Source organism: Pedobacter sp. G11 (assembly GCF_003860265.1).
Lineage (GTDB): Bacteria > Bacteroidota > Bacteroidia > Sphingobacteriales > Sphingobacteriaceae > Pedobacter > Pedobacter agri.
Genome location: NZ_CP034190.1, coordinates 2660381 through 2677710, shown reverse-complemented (window position 1 = coordinate 2677710; position 17330 = coordinate 2660381). Strand labels below are relative to the sequence as shown.

At 37.9% G+C, this 17330-nt stretch carries 16 protein-coding genes; 8 read left to right on the top strand and 8 right to left on the bottom strand.

Annotated elements, in window-relative coordinates; genetic code table 11:
* Window positions 1-7 precede the first annotated feature (7 nt).
* Window positions 8-2428: an AsmA-like C-terminal region-containing protein gene (locus EA772_RS11630; protein ID WP_168187528.1), complete on the top strand. Its 2421-nt coding sequence runs from the start codon at window positions 8-10 to the stop codon at window positions 2426-2428.
* 62 nt (window positions 2429-2490) lie between these two features.
* Here EA772_RS11630 and mtgA read toward each other — a convergent pair whose 3' ends face one another.
* Window positions 2491-3213, bottom strand: coding sequence for a monofunctional biosynthetic peptidoglycan transglycosylase (gene mtgA / locus EA772_RS11625; protein ID WP_116169801.1), 723 nt, complete (start codon window positions 3211-3213; stop codon window positions 2491-2493).
* A gap of 129 nt (window positions 3214-3342) precedes the next feature.
* On the opposite strand from mtgA, the gene EA772_RS11620 reads away from it, so the two are divergent.
* Entirely contained in the window at window positions 3343-4047 is a 705-nt protein-coding gene (locus tag EA772_RS11620; RefSeq protein ID WP_124913378.1) for an SDR family oxidoreductase, read from the top strand.
* 185 nt (window positions 4048-4232) lie between these two features.
* Here the strand turns inward: EA772_RS11620 and rplI are convergent, their stop codons facing one another.
* The 5 genes from rplI to EA772_RS11595 form a co-directional block, all read right to left on the bottom strand.
* The gene (gene rplI / locus EA772_RS11615) at window positions 4233-4676 is read right to left on the bottom strand and encodes a 50S ribosomal protein L9 (RefSeq protein ID WP_010599583.1); all 444 of its coding nucleotides are present in this window, start codon (window positions 4674-4676) and stop codon (window positions 4233-4235) included.
* Window positions 4677-4689: 13 nt separating this feature from the next.
* Window positions 4690-4953, bottom strand: a complete 264-nt coding sequence (gene rpsR, locus EA772_RS11610; protein WP_010599582.1) for a 30S ribosomal protein S18 — start codon at window positions 4951-4953, stop codon at window positions 4690-4692.
* Window positions 4953-5309 (bottom strand): 30S ribosomal protein S6, encoded by a 357-nt coding sequence (gene rpsF, locus EA772_RS11605; protein WP_010599581.1) that lies wholly within the window; start codon window positions 5307-5309, stop codon window positions 4953-4955. The genes rpsR and rpsF overlap by 1 nt, the downstream gene beginning before the upstream one ends.
* A 326-nt stretch (window positions 5310-5635) precedes the next feature.
* Window positions 5636-6334 carry a DUF1826 domain-containing protein gene (locus EA772_RS11600; protein ID WP_124913376.1) on the bottom strand — a complete coding sequence of 233 codons (699 nt, stop codon included), beginning with the start codon at window positions 6332-6334 and terminating at the stop codon, window positions 5636-5638.
* A gap of 164 nt (window positions 6335-6498) precedes the next feature.
* Window positions 6499-7092: a hypothetical protein gene (locus EA772_RS11595; protein ID WP_010599579.1), complete on the bottom strand. Its 594-nt coding sequence runs from the start codon at window positions 7090-7092 to the stop codon at window positions 6499-6501.
* A gap of 177 nt (window positions 7093-7269) precedes the next feature.
* Between EA772_RS11595 and EA772_RS11590 the strand changes: the two genes are divergently transcribed.
* From EA772_RS11590 to EA772_RS11575, 4 genes are all read left to right on the top strand, one after another.
* Window positions 7270-8142 (top strand): AraC family transcriptional regulator, encoded by an 873-nt coding sequence (locus EA772_RS11590; protein ID WP_010599578.1) that lies wholly within the window; start codon window positions 7270-7272, stop codon window positions 8140-8142.
* 59 nt (window positions 8143-8201) lie between these two features.
* Window positions 8202-9095: a hypothetical protein gene (locus tag EA772_RS11585; protein ID WP_124913374.1), complete on the top strand. Its 894-nt coding sequence runs from the start codon at window positions 8202-8204 to the stop codon at window positions 9093-9095.
* 64 nt (window positions 9096-9159) lie between these two features.
* Window positions 9160-10974, top strand: coding sequence for a DNA polymerase III subunit gamma/tau (locus tag EA772_RS11580; protein WP_124913372.1), 1815 nt, complete (start codon window positions 9160-9162; stop codon window positions 10972-10974).
* 3 nt (window positions 10975-10977) lie between these two features.
* Window positions 10978-11487, top strand: coding sequence for a hypothetical protein (locus EA772_RS11575; RefSeq protein WP_124913370.1), 510 nt, complete (start codon window positions 10978-10980; stop codon window positions 11485-11487).
* 89 nt (window positions 11488-11576) lie between these two features.
* Here EA772_RS11575 and EA772_RS11570 read toward each other — a convergent pair whose 3' ends face one another.
* Both EA772_RS11570 and EA772_RS11565 read right to left on the bottom strand, forming a co-directional pair.
* Window positions 11577-11984 (bottom strand): hypothetical protein, encoded by a 408-nt coding sequence (locus EA772_RS11570; RefSeq protein ID WP_010599573.1) that lies wholly within the window; start codon window positions 11982-11984, stop codon window positions 11577-11579.
* Window positions 11985-12078: 94 nt separating this feature from the next.
* Window positions 12079-13074, bottom strand: coding sequence for an AraC family transcriptional regulator (locus EA772_RS11565; protein WP_124913368.1), 996 nt, complete (start codon window positions 13072-13074; stop codon window positions 12079-12081).
* Window positions 13075-13155: 81 nt separating this feature from the next.
* On the opposite strand from EA772_RS11565, the gene EA772_RS11560 reads away from it, so the two are divergent.
* Window positions 13156-15600, top strand: coding sequence for a TonB-dependent receptor (locus EA772_RS11560; RefSeq protein ID WP_124913366.1), 2445 nt, complete (start codon window positions 13156-13158; stop codon window positions 15598-15600).
* A 7-nt stretch (window positions 15601-15607) separates the two neighbouring features.
* The gene (locus tag EA772_RS11555) at window positions 15608-17026 is read left to right on the top strand and encodes a hypothetical protein (protein ID WP_124913364.1); all 1419 of its coding nucleotides are present in this window, start codon (window positions 15608-15610) and stop codon (window positions 17024-17026) included.
* The last annotated feature ends 304 nt before the right edge of the window (window positions 17027-17330 follow it).

The following is a 17330-nucleotide window of genomic DNA, read 5'->3' as shown; positions in this document are numbered from 1 at the left end:
AATGTTTATGAAACGCTGGCTAAAAATTTCTTTAGGTATATTATCTGGTCTGATTATTTTAATAATACTTACCTGGCTTGCAGGGGCGTTTTACATTAGCAGAAATAAAAAAGAAATATTGACCTCTATTCTGGGTCAGTTGAACAAAAATCTAAATGGCAAAATTACAGCTACAGGTATGGAGCCTACCTTACTTAAAAGCTTCCCTGGCGTTTCCGTTTCATTAAACGGCATTTTACTGCGAGATAGTTTATGGTCGCAACATAAACACGATTTAATCAAGGCAAAAGACATTAATGTTTCGCTAAATGTACTCTCGTTAATCGTTGGTAATGTTAACATTAATCAAATCGCAATAAACGATGCATCAATTTACATTTACACCGATTCAAATGGCTACAGTAATACCAGTATTTTTAAAAGCAAAAAGACCGATACCGCTAAAAAATCAGATTCAAAAACACCAGATTTAGCCGTAAAAAAAATCGATCTCAATCGTGTTACGCTTACGCTCGACAATCAAAAAAGGCACAAACTTTTCAATTTCAACATTGATCAGGTAGCGGGGAGAATGCAGTACCCGGATAGTGGCTGGACAGGAAAAATAAAATTGAAGACCCAGGTGAACAGCTTTGCCTTCAATACCAGAAAAGGAAGCTTTTTAAAAGATAAATCGCTAGAGGGAACACTTTCAGCACACTATTCCAGAGCGATTGATGCCATTATCTTAGATCCTGAAATACTGAAAATCGGGGGTCATCCTTTCAAAATCGGCGCCAAGGTCGAACTTGATAAATCAGCTTTTGCAATTAGCATTGCTGTCGATGATATTTTGTTCAAAGATGTAGCCATGTTACTTTCTCCAAACATTTCATCGAAGCTTTTAAAGTTTGGCATTGAGAAACCCATCAATATCCGGGGAAATATTATTGATGATGGATCAGGGAAATATGGCGATCCGTTAATTAATGTTGGCATCACCGTTCGCAATAATATAATCTCCATTCCGGCGGGCAAGCTTACCGCTGCTAATTTCGATGGGTCCTTTACTAACCGTGATACCGCCGGCGGAATTATTGGTGACGAGAATTCAGCCATAAAATTTCATCGTTTAACAGCCAAATATTTTAATGCGCCGCTTAAAATTGATACTTTCACCGTAACAAACTTAGCCAGACCAATTGCAACAGGCTTGGTAACCTCACAATTTCCGTTATCTAACCTTAATAATTCCCTTGGCACACAAGATTTTGAGTTTAAACAGGGTACAGCAGATTTGAGATTATATTGCAAGGCTGATATTGATAATTTTCGCTTTACCAAACCAGTAGTTTCCGGAAAAATAAAAATAGATAATGCTGATATTCTTTATATCCCTAGAAAACTACGACTGATTAAAAGCGCTTTGAACATTAATTTTGACCAAAATGATCTATCGATTCAGAATGGTCATTTTCAATTAGGCAAAAGTGAACTGAATGTAAGCTGCAGCATCGCAAACTTTGCCAATCTCTACTATACTGATCCGGATAAAATTCTGGTGAATTTGAAAATGCACAGTCCGCAACTGTATTTAAATGAATTCTTACCCTTCTTAGGCCCAAGAACAAGTAAGAAAAAAACAAGTGGAGGCAGTTCAATTAAAACAGCATCAAAAGAACTGAGCAATGTTTTAGAGGTTTCGAAGATGAATATCAACCTCACAGTAGGAAAAGCAATATATGATAACTTCCTGGCGAAAAACCTGGCTGCCGATATTTCTTTACGCGGCGAGGGCATTTACTTCAATAAAATAAGCGTGGCGCATGCAGGCGGAACACTCGCATTAACCGGAAACATTATTCAGGAGCCAAGTTCGAACAGTTTCAGAATTAACTCCAAAATAAACCATGTAAGCGTAAAAGACTTCTTTTATTCGTTTGATAATTTCGGCCAGAAAACGATTACCAATAAAAACCTGAAAGGTTACCTATCTTCAACCGTAAATATTGGAGGACGAATTTCGCACACGGGCAAAATATTGCCTCGCTCTATTAATGGCAAAGTTGTATTCAACCTAAACAACGCCGCATTGGTAAATTTCGAGCCAATGGTAAAAGTTGGCAAGTTTGCTTTTGCTAACCGTAACCTGTCGAATGTCGAAATCAAAAACCTGGACGGAACCCTCAACATCCGTGGCGACAAGATAGATATCAGTCCGATGCAGATTAACTCAAGCGCTATGAATTTTAATGTTAAAGGCGTTTATGCTTTAGGTAACGGAACAAATGTAGCTTTAGATATTCCATTGAGAAATCCCAAAGGGGATGAAAATCTAACCCGTCAGGAAAAGCGTGAGGCCAGAATGAGGGGAATTGTGCTGCATTTGAAAGCGGTTGATGATGAAAAAGGCGGAATCAAAATCAGGTGGAATAAGGATCATGACTAATCGTTAGTCTTCAGTACAAAGTCTTTAGTAGGATGATAAATTATTAGACTTGGGACTACAAACTAAAAATCCAGTGGTCCTAGCCTATTCATATTTCTTAGAATCAAGTATTGGCGATGTCTGATATATCGGGTAGGATTTTTTGGTGTCCACCTGATGGGATTGGGGAAACAAGCCGCAATCAAAGCCGCCTGAGCTTTAGAAAGCTTATGGCATGATTTACCATAATAACTTTGCGCTGCAGCTTCGGCACCATAAATCCCATCCCCCATTTCAATCACATTTAAATAAACTTCCAGTATCCGTTCCTTACTCCATAACATTTCGATGAGTAGAGTAAAATAGGCTTCGAAACCTTTTCTAATCCAAGATCTGCCTGGCCACAAAAAAACATTTTTTGCCGTTTGCTGCGATATGGTACTTCCGCCTTTAACTTTTTTGCTTTTCGCATTTGCGGCAAAGGCTTTCTCGATGGCTTTAACATCGAAACCAATGTGTTTCAAAAAAAGTTGGTCTTCAGCTGAAACTGCTGCCCGTTTCATATTATCAGACATATCATCGAAATCAACCCATTTTTTCTCGGTTTTAAAAGATTTTCCGTCTGATTTACGCTCAATGTTTCTCAATACCATTAACAACGTAATTGGTGGATTGATGAAGCGATAGGCCAATACCCATAAAAACGAAACCATTAGAAAGTATAAAAATACCTTCGTAGCAATATTGGTAATCTTTTTTAATAAAGGTTGCTTGCTTTTTGATTTGTTAGATCGAGATTTAGCCATGGCGCAAAGGTAGCAAAATATAAAAACATTTATTTCGAATGATGGGACCTTACTATCTTTATCCTGAAACAGAAAACCGTATGGAAACATATTTGTTGTTCCTTCTAGAAGATCAAAACAAAAAAAATCATGAGTATAAAAGTCGCCCTGATAACAGGAGGAAGTAAAGGCATTGGCTATGGCATTGCCGAATCACTTTTAAAAAATGGCTATAAAGTTGCCATCACAAGCAGAAGCATCAATAGCGCAAATGAAGCCGCAGCAAAATTAGTAGAGTATGGCGATGTTTTAGCCATCGAAGCCGATGTAAAAAATTTCCAGTCGCAACAAGGTGCCGTAAACCTGGTGATTGAAAAATGGGGACAGCTCGATGCACTGATTGCTAATGCAGGTGTAGGAAATTTTGCACCCATTGACGAGATGGATGTTGAACTTTGGAACGACATCATCGATACCAACCTTACCGGAGTGTTCTACAGCATAAAAGCCAGCGTTGAAGAAATTAAAAAAACAAAAGGAAGCATTTTTACCATATCGAGTTTGGCAGGTACAAACTTTTTTGCCGGTGGTGCCGCTTATAATGCCAGCAAGTTTGGTTTAACGGGATTTACACAATCTGTGATGCTCGATTTAAGAAAATATGGCGTAAAAGTGAGTACCATTATGCCTGGTTCAGTAGCCAGTCATTTCAATGATCATCATCCTGATGCTGAAAATGACGCATGGAAAATTCAGCCAGAAGATATGGGAAAATTGATCGTTGATCTTCTGGCGATGCCAGCCAGAACGCTACCAAGTAAAGTAGAGATCAGACCTACTACACCGAAAGGATAAAAATAATGGAAAAGGTAAAAATGGAAGATGGATAATGAAAAACGGGCAATAAAAAATGCTAGAGAGACCATGAACTCACATCATTCGTATTAGATTTAACATCTCACATCGAATCAAATTTCACACCAATAAAAAAGTCCTTCCAGAAAACTGAAAGGACTTTTTTTTGATTCGTTTAAGAATGCTTATTCAGCAATTACTTCAAAAGGAACCTGAACTTTAACTTCTTTGTGTAAGTTTAAGTTAGCAACATATTCGCCAACAAATTTAGGTTCAGTTTCGAAAGTAATACGACGACGATCTACATCAAAACCTTGCGCTTTTAATGCTTCAGCGATTTGGATGGTGTTAACCGCTCCAAAGATTTTTCCGCTTTCGCCAGCTTTAGCACCGATAGAAAGTTTAACAGCAGTTAAACGCTCAGCGATACCTTCAGCATCTTTCTTAATTTTATCTTGTTTAAAAGCAGCTTGCTTTAAGTTTTCAGCTAAAACTTTTTTAGCAGAAGAAGTAGCCAAAGCGCCAAATCCTTGAGGGATTAAATAGTTACGACCATAACCTGGTTTTACTGTAACTACATCATCTTTCTCACCAAGGCCTTTAATATCTTGTTTTAAAATAATTTCCATATCTCTGAGCCTCCTATTTTAATTGATCTGCAACGAATGGTAACAAACCGATGTGACGAGCACGTTTAACAGCTTGAGCAACTTTACGTTGGAATTTTAACGAAGTACCAGTAAGGCGTCTTGGTAATAATTTACCTTGATCGTTAATAAATTTCAACAAGAAGTTTGCATCCTTGTAATCGATGTATTTAATACCATTTTTCTTAAAACGGCAATATTTTTTACGGTTATCCTCTACTTTAGGGGCAGTAACGTATTGAATTTGTTCTCTTGCCATTACGCTGCAACCTCCTTAGTTTTTTTGTTAAACGCACCACTACGTTTTTTCTCATTGTAAGCAACAGCGTGTTTATCTAAACGGATAGTTAAGAAACGTAACACACGCTCATCGCGTTTTAATTGAAGCTCTAATTTTGCGATCAAATCTCCTGAAGCTTTGTATTCAGTTAAGTTGAAGAATCCGTTTGATTTTTTCTCAATTGGATACGCTAATTTTCTCAAACCCCAATTATCCTCTTGGATAATTTCGGCACCGTTATCAACAAGAACTGCTTTAAATTTAGCTAATGCCTCTTTTGCAGCTTCTTCAGATAACAATGGGGTTAGAACGATAACAGTTTCGTACTGATTCATTGTTATAAATTATGTTTTTAATTTTTTAATCCCGAGGTATATTACGGGGTTGCAAAAGTAACAATATATTTCTTAAAATCAAATGATTGAGCAGAAAAAAGTGCTTAGCTGATGATGTGTAATAAAGCGCTTAAATTTAAAATGCAAAATGCAAACGATTTTGAAAGCAGTTTCAGCACCAATCGGTTAGCGCTGCCCCGCTCCCGCTACAATCTTTTGAAAAGTTATCAACGCTAACTCACGTTGTGCCTGCCAGCTTTACTAACTTCAATCGAAAAGTATTTTTGTTAATCGGGTTTAGTAAAACCGCTGCATCACAATAATACTTAACAAATCATTAATAATCGATATTCGCCATCTTTTTCCTGAGGCGCCCGGTGAATACTGGGCAAAACCTTTCCTTCGGGGTTATCCACGGCCAGGCGCCATAAATTACCCAGCCCCAAATTCAGGGGCGAAGCTGATGGTTTTGCCTGATAATGCAAGTCGAAAAAATGTTCAATCAAAAATGCGTCAAATTCTGCCTCTGGTCCGTCGTGTAGCGCTTCAAGCTTCCGGCGAATTTCCGGGATGAGGATTTTCTGCTCTGCTTCGCTATTGGCTAAAATTTCACTGGCAGCACCAAAGTATGTGCAAAGAAATGTATCAGTACCCACCTGTGAACGATCTACGTGAAAGGAATACACATCTGTTGAAATAAAATCCAGCTCCTCATCACGATGATAGGCCCTGATTAAATTAAGTGAAGGCGATGCCCCAAAATCATTCAGACATTGAAAATCGCTGATGATGATGTCCCGGGCCTTACTCCCCTCCTTGGTTAATTGCAAAGCATTGAGGTCTTCCATTGAAACTTCGGTTAAATCTTGCTTAAGTCGAAGCTTAGAAACGATCTCCGAAAAATCCCCGATTAAATTTCGATGCCAGCAAGCTGCGTTTACTTCTCCCTTCCACTCTAAATTAACTAACTGCGGAAAAGATGAAACCACCTTAACATAGTTATAATCTGAAAAACCATTTTCCATACGCAGGACTAAATCAATAAGCTATTTATTTCCTGGCAAAAGTAGAGATTAGATTGATCATGTAGGAATTTGTTTTTCCAGCCTCTGAAAAACTAATTCAGCAGTAAAACAAAAAAGGAGATGACTTATAAGTATCTCCTTTTTTAGTTTGGTTTATTTTAAAATTAGCGAGTCTGTATTGTATTGGTAAAAGATTCATTGTTGTGTTTCACGACGAATGTTAGCGAATCGCCGTCAGCTTTACCAATGTTAAATTTTTTAATCAACTTTGTTCTATCCTTGAAAACCTGAGAGTAAAGTTCATCGTTACGCTCATTAAATACAGCCACTTCAATTGGCATATTATCTTTTACCTGATAATCCAGGGTGATTAAATCTTTATTTTTTGTGATTTTAGGCTTGATTACTTCAGTAATTTTTGCCGTTGAGATTGCAGCTTTATTGCTTGAAATCTTCACAGCATATTCTGCAACGGTAGCACCAGATTCTACTTTGATCAAATAAGCGCCATCAGGTAAAGAATTTAAATCATATGTTTTGGTAAGACCAGCAGTACCGTTAAATTTTTGCTCAAAAACTAAATCATTATTATCAGAAAACACAGAAAAATTAAATTCTTTGTTATTTCTCATCAAAAAACTAATTGTTTTCTGCTTCTCATCTTTAACTTTTAATGAAAATTCGTTGTCATTTGCCTGAGCAAGAGAAACTGTAAACGATAACGCAGCAATTAAACCGATTTTAAAGAACTTTTTCATAACTAAATCAATTAATGGGTGAACAATTATTTTATACCGCTAAATTACAGCGAGAATTAACGCCTAACTTGCGCTATATTTTCAAATTTATATGTAAAATTACCTCTGTTATCATTAATTTTATATCCAGTCATCAATTAAGCACATTAATTAACCCTGAATTAACATTAAATTGTCATGAAAACGTTAAAACCGAGCTTCGAAATTGTTGAACCTTCCTTCGGAAGTTCGTTTTATTACTCGAAATATGTCGAGAATGAAAATAACAAAGCGCATTTATGGCATTATCATCCAGAAATTGAAATGGTTTTTGTAAACGGCGGTACAGGAAAACGTCAGATTGGTAGCCATGTTTCCTATTATACCGATGGAGATTTAATTTTAATCGGAAGCAACCTCCCACATTGTGGCTTTACTGATACCAACACCGGAAATAAGAACGAAACCGTTATTCAATTCAAAGCAGACTTTTTAGGTGCTGAATTTTTAAATCTGCAAGAAAGCAAATGGATAAAAGCTTTGTTTAATAAAGCTAAAGGTGGGATAGCTTTTGGTGAGGCGACTAAAAAAGCTGTAGGGAATAAAATCGAAGGAATGGCCGACCAGCCTCCGTTCAAAAGATTAATGACACTATTATCTGTTTTAAAATCGCTGGATTCTTCAAAAGACTTTACAATTTTAAATGCCACCGGTTTCTCGATGGAAATGCAGATTCAGGACAATGATCGCATTAATATGATATTCAACTATGTGAAAGATCATTTTCAACAGCAGATTAGTTTGGAAGATGTTGCAGAAATGTCTGCAATGACGGTGCCTTCGTTTTGTCGCTATTTTAAAAAAATCACCAAAAAAACTTTTACGCGTTTTGTTAACGAATACCGTGTGGTACATGCATCGAAACTCCTAGCCGAAAAACGCATTAGTATCACCGCCATCTCCCTGGAAAGCGGCTTTAACAACTTTAGTCACTTTAATAAAATATTCCATGAGTTTACGGGCAAAAGCGCATCAGAATACCGAAACGAATTAAAGTTGATCATTAAATAATTCATCCTGAGCGGAATACCGACCAAAACTACTATCTTGTAACGATAGCCAACCCAAAAATGAACAAAATCTACTTAGTCTTCTTGTTATTGTTGCCTTTTGGAATATATGCTCAAAATCAGGAAGATTATATTAAGAGGTTAAAAGCGATACAAAACAATGGCGTCACCTATTATAACGTGGATGGAATTGATTTTACCAGTCAAACGTTTACCAATTCATTTACAGAAAAAGATTTAAAGTTCGTCTTTAGAAAATATGGCATAAGTAATGAAGATCTTAAAACGAAAGATACAAAACTGTCATACAACAACTTACATGTTTTAAAAAGCAAGAAAATAACTGATAGCTTAAACGAAATGCTATCCTATTATTTTATAGAAGATAAACAAAAGATGGTAACTGCCATTTGCTTTGCTTATTTTGAGAAACCTGAAGTACAGTTTGAACAAAAACTAATCAGTCTTATTATTGAGGATGCTATTCCAATGCATGTTTTCGAAAACAAGAGAATTGATAGCGTTGATTTTGCGGGAAGAAAAATACATCTGAGCAACGGCTGTTACTGGACAAACGTTAATACAGTTCAGTGTCCTGGAAACGGCGAAATGAATTGGTCGGTTCACAAAACCGAAAAAACCGCCAAACAAGCGGTTAGAAATCAACTCACGCTAACCAAGATTAAAAAAGGACTTAAAATTCTTTCTGAACAGCAAGTTGATGTAATTTTTGAAAGCAACCCGGCGAAGGCACTAAAGGTTGTTTACGGTTTTACAGGCCTGACTAATCTTGCTGTTAAAACTTCTGGAGGAAAAACATTGACAGCATTTTATATAGCAATTAAGGTTAGGGAGAATTATGTGAGTTGCGTGATGAGCTTCTGGAATAATGATCAAATCAATGAAAGCGGCTTACCGCCTTTATTGGAAAAAGTGATGCAATTGCACAAATAGTCAACTTTTCAACATTCCAGAAATCGACATTTCAACTCCATAAAATTTTCCTATTTTCGTGCCGATGGAAAATTTTATCGTTTCTGCCCGTAAATATCGTCCGGCCACGTTTGAAACCGTAGTGGGGCAGCAGCATATTACTGGTACGTTAAAAAATGCCATTAAAAACAACCAGCTTGCACAGGCCTTTTTATTCTGTGGTCCGCGTGGAGTGGGTAAAACCACCTGCGCCCGTATCCTGGCCAAGACAATCAATTGTACCAATCCTACTCCAGAAATGGAGGCTTGCGGGCAATGCGATAACTGTCTTTCTTTTCAGAACGGGCATTCATTTAATGTTCATGAACTGGATGCGGCATCAAACAACTCTGTTGATGACATCCGCAGCCTGATTGAACAAGTTCGCATACCGCCACAAGCCGGAAAATATAAAATCTACATCATTGATGAGGTTCACATGTTATCTCAAAGTGCATTTAATGCCTTTCTGAAAACTTTGGAGGAACCACCATCTTATGCGATATTCATTTTAGCAACAACTGAGAAACATAAAATTCTGCCAACTATTTTATCCCGTTGTCAGATTTTCGATTTCAATCGCATTCAGGTTGAAGACATTGCAAATCATCTTACCAAAATCGCCCAGCGTGAAAACATTGCTTTTGAAAGTGATGGCTTACATATTATTGCGCAAAAAGCTGATGGAGGATTGCGTGATGCCCTTTCGATGTTTGATCAGATTGCCAGTTATGCTAACAAGAATATCACTTATAAAGCCGTAATCGATAACCTGAATATTCTTGATTATGATTATTTCTTTAAGCTAACGTCTTTTTTAACCGCGGCAGAAGTAAGTCAAACACTTTTATTATTTGATGAGATCTTGAATAATGGCTTTGATGGAAATAATTTTATCAATGGACTGGCTACACACTTCCGCAATTTGCTGGTTGGGAAAGATGCGGCAACCATTAAACTTTTAGAGGTTAGTGAAAATATTAAACAAAAATATTTAGATCAGTGCAGGCAAACTGAACTTTCCTTTTTGTTAACTGCTTTAAATCTGGCAAATACCTGCGACTTAAATTATAAAAACTCTAAAAACCAAAGGCTGCAGGTAGAACTGGCATTAATTAAAATGTGCCATATCCGATCGGTAGTACATTTAGCACAACAACCTTTAAGCACAAGTAACACAGCAACTGACGGAGATCAGGATAAAAAAAAAACTAATGTCGTAGCCGAGCAGGCCGAAAGCGGAAAGCTTAAAGCAGAAAGTGAAAACCCACCACCAGTAGCTATAATCACTCCGAAAACAGAAGTTCCGGTAAGTATTCCATTAGATAAACCGAAGGAAAATTCAAAGCCTGCAATTTCATCTGCAACTTCGATCAGCATCAATATCCCGAAAAAAACTGTTGGCACACTGATTCCATCTTTAAATGATTTGGAGCGACTTGCAGCTGGTGAGGATGATGGAAGTCCGAAAACCGTAACCGGAGAAGCCCGCGAATCTTTTAGTTATGACCGGTTACTAGAAGTGTGGAATAACTATATCCAGATACTAAAAGCGGCAGATAAGATTAACCTTTTTACCATTTTAAATAACTTTGCCCCAACCCTTGTCAATCCTACTTTAATCGAGATTTCAGTAGAGAGCAAAACTCAGGAACAGTTCGTGGTTCAGGAATCGGTTGAGCTGATGAACTATTTACGGAATACCCTCCAAAATTTCGCAGTAGATATAACCTTTAAACAAGTGGAGCGGAAAATTGAGAACCGGCTTTATGGCAATCGGGAAAAATATGATTACCTGGTAAACAAAAACCCTAAACTTGATGAGTTGCGTAAAAGGTTCAATTTAGACATTAATCCATAGTTTATGAATGATGATAAAAAAGCGACCTTAAAGGCTTTGGTGGTTTCTTCAATTGGTTTTACCATTTTGTTTGGAGTGATCATGGCATTGATGAATGGGATAGGTTATGCACTAATTGCAGCGCCGATTGCCGGTTTTCTATGGGGCCTTTTGATGTACTTTTTTATTAACTCAAAAAAAGTAAAACAGCAAACCCAAATTACTGGTGTTGATGAGCGTGATATCATTCACTCGGGCGGTGCCAATCATTTTAAAAACGCAGAGGCGGTTGGCGGCAAACTTTATTTACTTCAAGATAAATTAGAATTTAAATCGCATGGCTTCAATATTCAGAACCATGCTTTCATCATAAACACTGAGGAGATTAAAGAAATTACATACTTCAATACATTAGGATTAGTGCCTAATGGAATAAAACTGATTTTAAAAGATGGTGATGAAGAGAAATTTGTAGTGAACAATAGAAATTTTTGGAAAACTGCAATCATCAGCCAGATGCAAAATCAATCATAATAAAAAAAAGCAGGCCAATGTTTACATCAGCCTGCCTTTATTTAATCAATACGCCATCATCTGGCGATCATTGAAAGAATTATTTATTTCTACTTTTCCGGTGCATCATTAATTGGGTAGCCTTCCTCATCTAAATCATCACGATTATCTTCATCTGTACGTGCCAGGATCTCGTCTTCCGGACTAAGCTTTACGCTTTCTCCATTGTCCACATGCATCCCTAACTCATCCAGGTTATCTTCAGCAATCTCTTCATTTCTCGCATACTCATCGCCCACATAAGGGTTTGCTTCATCATATGTCGAATCATCATCACGGGCACCTGCTGCAACAGTTTCATATCCCATCGGATGATCATAATCTTTATCGGTACCTTTTACGTCTAACTCGTAACTTTGCTTATTTTTATCGTAAGCCAAATTTTCCTTATTAATTTCCGGGTTTTCCGTAGTACTGTGTATTTTATCTTGTGATCCTTTGTTCTCGTTAATTGCCATGGTATTGGTCTCCTTATTTTAGTTAAGGTTATAACAATTCCCTTCTCGTATGGTTTTTTCTACGAAGAAAATTTTGTACCAAACAGGAGATAAACTAAATCGCTACGGAGTTGAAACTTTCCAAAAAGGCTACAAAATCTTCGAGAAAGAGCAACATGGAAAGTTTACCGGTTTTAATTTTATTGGGCAAAAAACCAAAATATTTCTTAAACGCATTTGTAAAATGGGTGGCATGTTTGTAGCCCATTTTTTTAGAGGTTTCGGCAACAGTGATATCCTCTTCCATTAACATGGTTTTTGCCTGTTCCATTTTATGCTGATTCAGATAAGCATAAACTGTTTTGCCAAAAACTGCTTTAAAATCGCGTTTCAAATTGAATTCATTTGTGCCAACAAGGTGTGCCAGTGCCCTTAAAGAAAGTTGATTACCCGTTTGGGCAATCAGAATTTCACGGGCCTGATGCATTCGCTCCACCTCTAATGCTTTAAGTTTTGGCTCCGCTTTATTCATTTGCATCTGTTCGAATTGTGAAATTTGCAGCGCAAAAAGCTCAATTGCTTTCGATTCGAGCAATAACTGGTCAGAAAACGCACTGTGTTTTGCATTACCCAGACGCTGCAGAATAGCACTGATTTCGGGGCTAATCTGCATATTAACTTCTGACAGTGGGAATGGATTTTTTGATTGATCCTCGAGCCACAAACGCTGGTAGGCAATATGATCACCTGGCAAAAACCGATCTACAAAAGCAGGGCTGATATTGATACAAATAACATCATCCGCAGCATCTACCAACATCTGACTTGACTTAAAAGAGGTGCGGTAAATATTGTGCTGGTGTTGATCGACTTGCTTACAATAATCTCCACCACCCGACTGGTTCAGCCTGACAGTTCCTTGTAATACAAAAATCATTTGGAAAGTAACCAATTGCGAAGCATCAGGATGGCTAAGCCTGATCTCAAGTTTCTTAGGGTCGCTTATGTAACTTCGATAACTTACCTCCATATCTCTATTGTATAGAAACACACTTTCCAAAGCTTTTTGAGAAACTCCCTCCTGCGTTACTATTTCTTCCGATTGCGTCATATCCAGAATTTATCTTTGCGCAAAGTTATTCTTATTAAGACCTATTCTAAAGAACAACTTGAAAAAGTTACAAACTAATCAATGAAAATATTTTTACTCAGTGTTCTTACTTTCTGCCTTTCTGTTGTTGCATTTGCGCAAACATCTAGCCTATCAGGTAAAATAACAAATCACAACGGGCAGCCGATGGATGGGGCAACAGTAACGATCAAAGAGCTAAGCCGCAGCACCATGACTGATGAAAAGGGAAAATATGAGTTCAAAGGCTTAAAATATGGTAATTACACTTTGTTAATCAGCTCAGTAATGTCTGAGCAGAAGATTCAAGTGGTTAATATTAATGCTGCAAACGTAACTTTTAACACCAAAGTAAAGGAGCATGTAGATCGTGATTTGCAAGAGGTAAGTGTGGCAGGCAAAACGGAAAAACGAAAAATGGAAACCAGCGGCTTTGCCATGTCGATTATCGAAACCAAGGAAGCATCCCTAAGAAATCTTACCACAAATGAACTTTTAGACCGGGCGGTTGGTGTGCGTGTTCGACAGAACGGTGGCGAAGGCTCGCCGATAGAATACAACTTAAACGGAATGTCGGGCAGTACGATCGGTCTTTTTCTGGATGGGATTGAAATCTCCACTTATGGTTCTTCTTTTAATTTGAATAATATTCCCCCATCTATGATCGAACGGATCGAAGTATACAAAGGTGTGCTCCCATCTCATTTAAGTGGAAATTATGTTGGTGGCGCCATAAACGTTATTATGAAAAAAGATGCCTCTGCCAATAACATTACTGCAGCGGTGTCTTATGGATCATTTAATACTTACCGGGCTGATGTGAGCGCTTTGTATCGCAATCAAAAAAATGGTTTCACGGCCAGGGCTTCCGGTTTTTACAGTCACTCCGATAATAATTATGAGATGTGGGGTAAATTTTCAAAATATACTTTACCTGGCGGAAGAATTGTTCGAAACTATAGAACCAGACGACCGAATGATGAATTTGAAACTGTTGGCGGACGATTTGAGGCTGGGTTTACCAATGTGAAATGGGCCGATCAGTTTTTCGTTGGCTATAATGTATCTGATTCTTACAAACAAATTCCTCATGGAATAACCATGACGAAGCCTTATTTTGGCCGATTTAACAAATACCAGGCACATGTTTTTAGTTTAAATTACAATAAGAATAACTTTTTAGTTGATGGACTTGCGCTTACCGTAAATGCGGTGCACAGCAGAAGAACAACCTATCTGGAAGATACCGTTAGCCTGAAATATAATTGGGATGGCACTTTACTGGTAAAAAATTCTGAGGGTCCACCAGAAACTTATGGTTACAGCCCGGGGCAGGGACAACAAGGAATAGCCGTGATGAGTAATATCGAGCGTCAGATTTCCAATATCAGATCGAACCTGGCCTACACGATTGTTTCAGGTCACAGGGTATCCTTCAACCATAAGTTCGAACAATCTGACCGCAATGATCAGGATCTACTGATCCCGGAAAGAAGCAGGTGGATTACTCAGAACGGGTTAACCACCAACATCTTTGCGATGAACTATGAGGCCGAGCTTTTTAAAGGCAAGCTAAAAACCAACATTTTCGGTAAATATGCCGTCTATCAAACAGATCAGAACAGACCAAAAAATGAAGTTAACGGCCAATTGATCTATCAAAACAGCACCACCACCAGAGATAATAAAGGATTTGGCGGTACACTTTCTTACGAAGCCATACGCAATGGCTTTTTGATCCTTTCTGCTGAAAAATCGTTTATCATGCCGACCGACAGACACATTTACGGAGAGCCTGAAAATAATTTACTGCCTAATCCTGCGATTTTACCAGAACTCGCTATTAATTATAACCTTGGCGGGAGATACCAGTTTGCTACAGCTGATCAGCATAAGTTCTCTCTTTATGGAAACGCGTTTTGGAGGAATGGTTATGATAAAATTATTCAGCAAACGCGAATCGACCCGGTAATTGAGGGTCGGGAGAATCAGGTGGAAGATATTCAGGTAACGCAATTTGTAAACCTTTCCAAAACTCAATCGGTAGGTTTTGAGGCAGAAGTTAACTATATCTACAACAACCGACTCAATGCCATGCTTAACTTTTCAAAATTTAATTCGCTTTATAAAGTAGAACTTGATGAGCGTGGAAATCCAAATAGCTTATACAACAAACAAGTTCCAAACGAACCCTTTTTTACCGTTAATGGTAACCTTCAATATCGTTTCAACAACGTTTTTCAAAAGAAATCGGTGATGAACGTATATTATAATGCGGGCTACGTAGCCTCATTCAGCACCATCTGGATCGAATCAGAATGGTTCACAACGCCAAATCAATTTACACATGACCTGGGCGCAAGTTACCGTTTCCCAAGCGGAAAACTCGTAGCCAGCATAGATTGTAAAAATATGCTGAACGCGGAGGTGTATGACAACTTTGGCGTTCAAAAACCCGGCAGGGCATTCTATTTCAAATTAAACTACACTATAAATAATTTTAAATAAATAACGTATGAAAACTAATTTATTAAAAACCGCAATCCTCGGCTCCGTTCTAGCAATCAGTGCGCTCACTGCTTGTAAAAAAGATGGCGGAGATACCTCAGAAACAGGAGTTTCAGGAGCTGACATCTGGGATAGAAAATACATCACATTAACTGCTGCCTTTCCAGATGCTGAAGGAACCGCAGGAAATGGCGGTACAAGGGCTTTTGCCATTACAACAGCTCAGGCAATTAACCCAAACTTCGAGGTAAATGTATTTACCAATGGCTACGGGTTAAGATCACAGCGTACTGCCCGTGTTCAGGGTTCTGCTAATGGAAATTTCCTGTACAACATTCAGTATACAGGTACAGATGGTGGTATTTTTAATAAATATAAAGTAGAGGGTGATAAAAACTTCATCGATACGCGTGAGGAGGTAAATACCGAACCCATTTTGGGTACTGCTCCTCGCTGGGTAGTCGCTGCTGACGGCATTGGTATTGGCGTTTTTGCCTCTTCAGTTACAACGGGTGCTCCAGCTACAGGTGCGGGTGCTGACTTTGTTGATGTGAAAAGCACAGCGAAAATAGCGGTACTGAATTTAAATGATCCTCAAATTACCCGTCAAACAGAATTTACCATTCCGTTTACGGCAGAACAAACTAAAGCCGGTTATCAAATTGGCCGTATTGATGTACCGGTATTAAATGCAGCTAAAACAAAAATCTTTATTGGCTGTAACGTGACCAGAACAGATGTAACTAAAAAATCTGGTGTTAACACTGCAGGTACTGCTCAGACCTGGTCTACAGGTACAAGAGAATTGGGTACAGCAACTTTGGTTGTAGATTATCCTTCTTTAGCTAATCCTAAATTAATTTTTGTTGATCCGAACATCAGTAAGATAAACAACCACTCATATCGTACCATGACGCAATATGTAGGTACTGATGGAAACGTTTATCAGGCCACAGCAACTTCCGGCAGTCAGATTTTACGTATCAACGCGTCAACAAGTGAATATGACAACACTTATAATTTCAACCTGAAAACAGCGCTAGGCACATCGAATAATGTGGCAATCAGCGCCTGGAGATACATTAAGGATGGAATCGGAATTGTTTTATTTACAGAAACAGGTGTTCAGGGTGGATATTTGGCTTTAATAGATCTAAATGCTAAAACTGCTACCAGGTTGACTACAGAAAATCAAAACAATAGTGGTTACTCTGGATTAACAGCAGCGCAAAACGGCGGAACTGCTTTAACTGGTACTTTTGGTCAATTTCAGAATATTGGTCTTGCAGGTGATAACGTATATGTTCCTTTAACACCAAATGGACTTGATGGAAACTTATATGTAATTAATTATAAAACAAAAACCATCACAAAAGGTGCAAAATTAAAAAACCAATCTGGCAGCTTTTATTTAGGTGCTTACTAAATTAACCAATCTTTTTTTAGATGGGCGATCGTTATGATCGCCCATTTTTTTGCATTTTAAATCTATATCGTATCCCTCAATGTTATTTGGAATGTGTTTTTATTGCAATAGATTGGAATTTGATTTCGGCTGGCAAACCCGCTTCTACGATAATATCATTCGTGGCCAGCAGGTGTTCGAAATATTTAAAATTATATCTTGAATAATGCCACTAAACGGGAATAGATAAATTCCACGCCAATAAATAAAATAACAAAAAATCCCCAGCTGAAATTAATCAACCGGGGATTTAAACTAATAATCA

What these genes read in the sequence shown, in the direction of transcription:
- EA772_RS11555 (WP_124913364.1), top strand. Translation starts at nt 15,608, where the DNA reads ATGAAAACTAATTTATTAAAAACCGCAATCCTCGGCTCCGTTCTAGCA.
- EA772_RS11590 (WP_010599578.1), top strand. Translation starts at nt 7,270, where the DNA reads ATGAAAACGTTAAAACCGAGCTTCGAAATTGTTGAACCTTCCTTCGGA.
- mtgA (WP_116169801.1), bottom strand. Translation starts at nt 3,213, where the DNA reads ATGGCTAAATCTCGATCTAACAAATCAAAAAGCAAGCAACCTTTATTA.
- EA772_RS11595 (WP_010599579.1), bottom strand. Translation starts at nt 7,092, where the DNA reads ATGAAAAAGTTCTTTAAAATCGGTTTAATTGCTGCGTTATCGTTTACA.
- EA772_RS11560 (WP_124913366.1), top strand. Translation starts at nt 13,156, where the DNA reads ATGAAAATATTTTTACTCAGTGTTCTTACTTTCTGCCTTTCTGTTGTT.
- EA772_RS11630 (WP_168187528.1), top strand. Translation starts at nt 8, where the DNA reads ATGAAACGCTGGCTAAAAATTTCTTTAGGTATATTATCTGGTCTGATT.
- rpsF (WP_010599581.1), bottom strand. Translation starts at nt 5,309, where the DNA reads ATGAATCAGTACGAAACTGTTATCGTTCTAACCCCATTGTTATCTGAA.
- rplI (WP_010599583.1), bottom strand. Translation starts at nt 4,676, where the DNA reads ATGGAAATTATTTTAAAACAAGATATTAAAGGCCTTGGTGAGAAAGAT.
- EA772_RS11585 (WP_124913374.1), top strand. Translation starts at nt 8,202, where the DNA reads ATGAACAAAATCTACTTAGTCTTCTTGTTATTGTTGCCTTTTGGAATA.
- EA772_RS11580 (WP_124913372.1), top strand. Translation starts at nt 9,160, where the DNA reads ATGGAAAATTTTATCGTTTCTGCCCGTAAATATCGTCCGGCCACGTTT.
- EA772_RS11570 (WP_010599573.1), bottom strand. Translation starts at nt 11,984, where the DNA reads ATGGCAATTAACGAGAACAAAGGATCACAAGATAAAATACACAGTACT.
- EA772_RS11575 (WP_124913370.1), top strand. Translation starts at nt 10,978, where the DNA reads ATGAATGATGATAAAAAAGCGACCTTAAAGGCTTTGGTGGTTTCTTCA.
- EA772_RS11620 (WP_124913378.1), top strand. Translation starts at nt 3,343, where the DNA reads ATGAGTATAAAAGTCGCCCTGATAACAGGAGGAAGTAAAGGCATTGGC.
- EA772_RS11565 (WP_124913368.1), bottom strand. Translation starts at nt 13,074, where the DNA reads ATGACGCAATCGGAAGAAATAGTAACGCAGGAGGGAGTTTCTCAAAAA.
- rpsR (WP_010599582.1), bottom strand. Translation starts at nt 4,953, where the DNA reads ATGGCAAGAGAACAAATTCAATACGTTACTGCCCCTAAAGTAGAGGAT.
- EA772_RS11600 (WP_124913376.1), bottom strand. Translation starts at nt 6,334, where the DNA reads ATGGAAAATGGTTTTTCAGATTATAACTATGTTAAGGTGGTTTCATCT.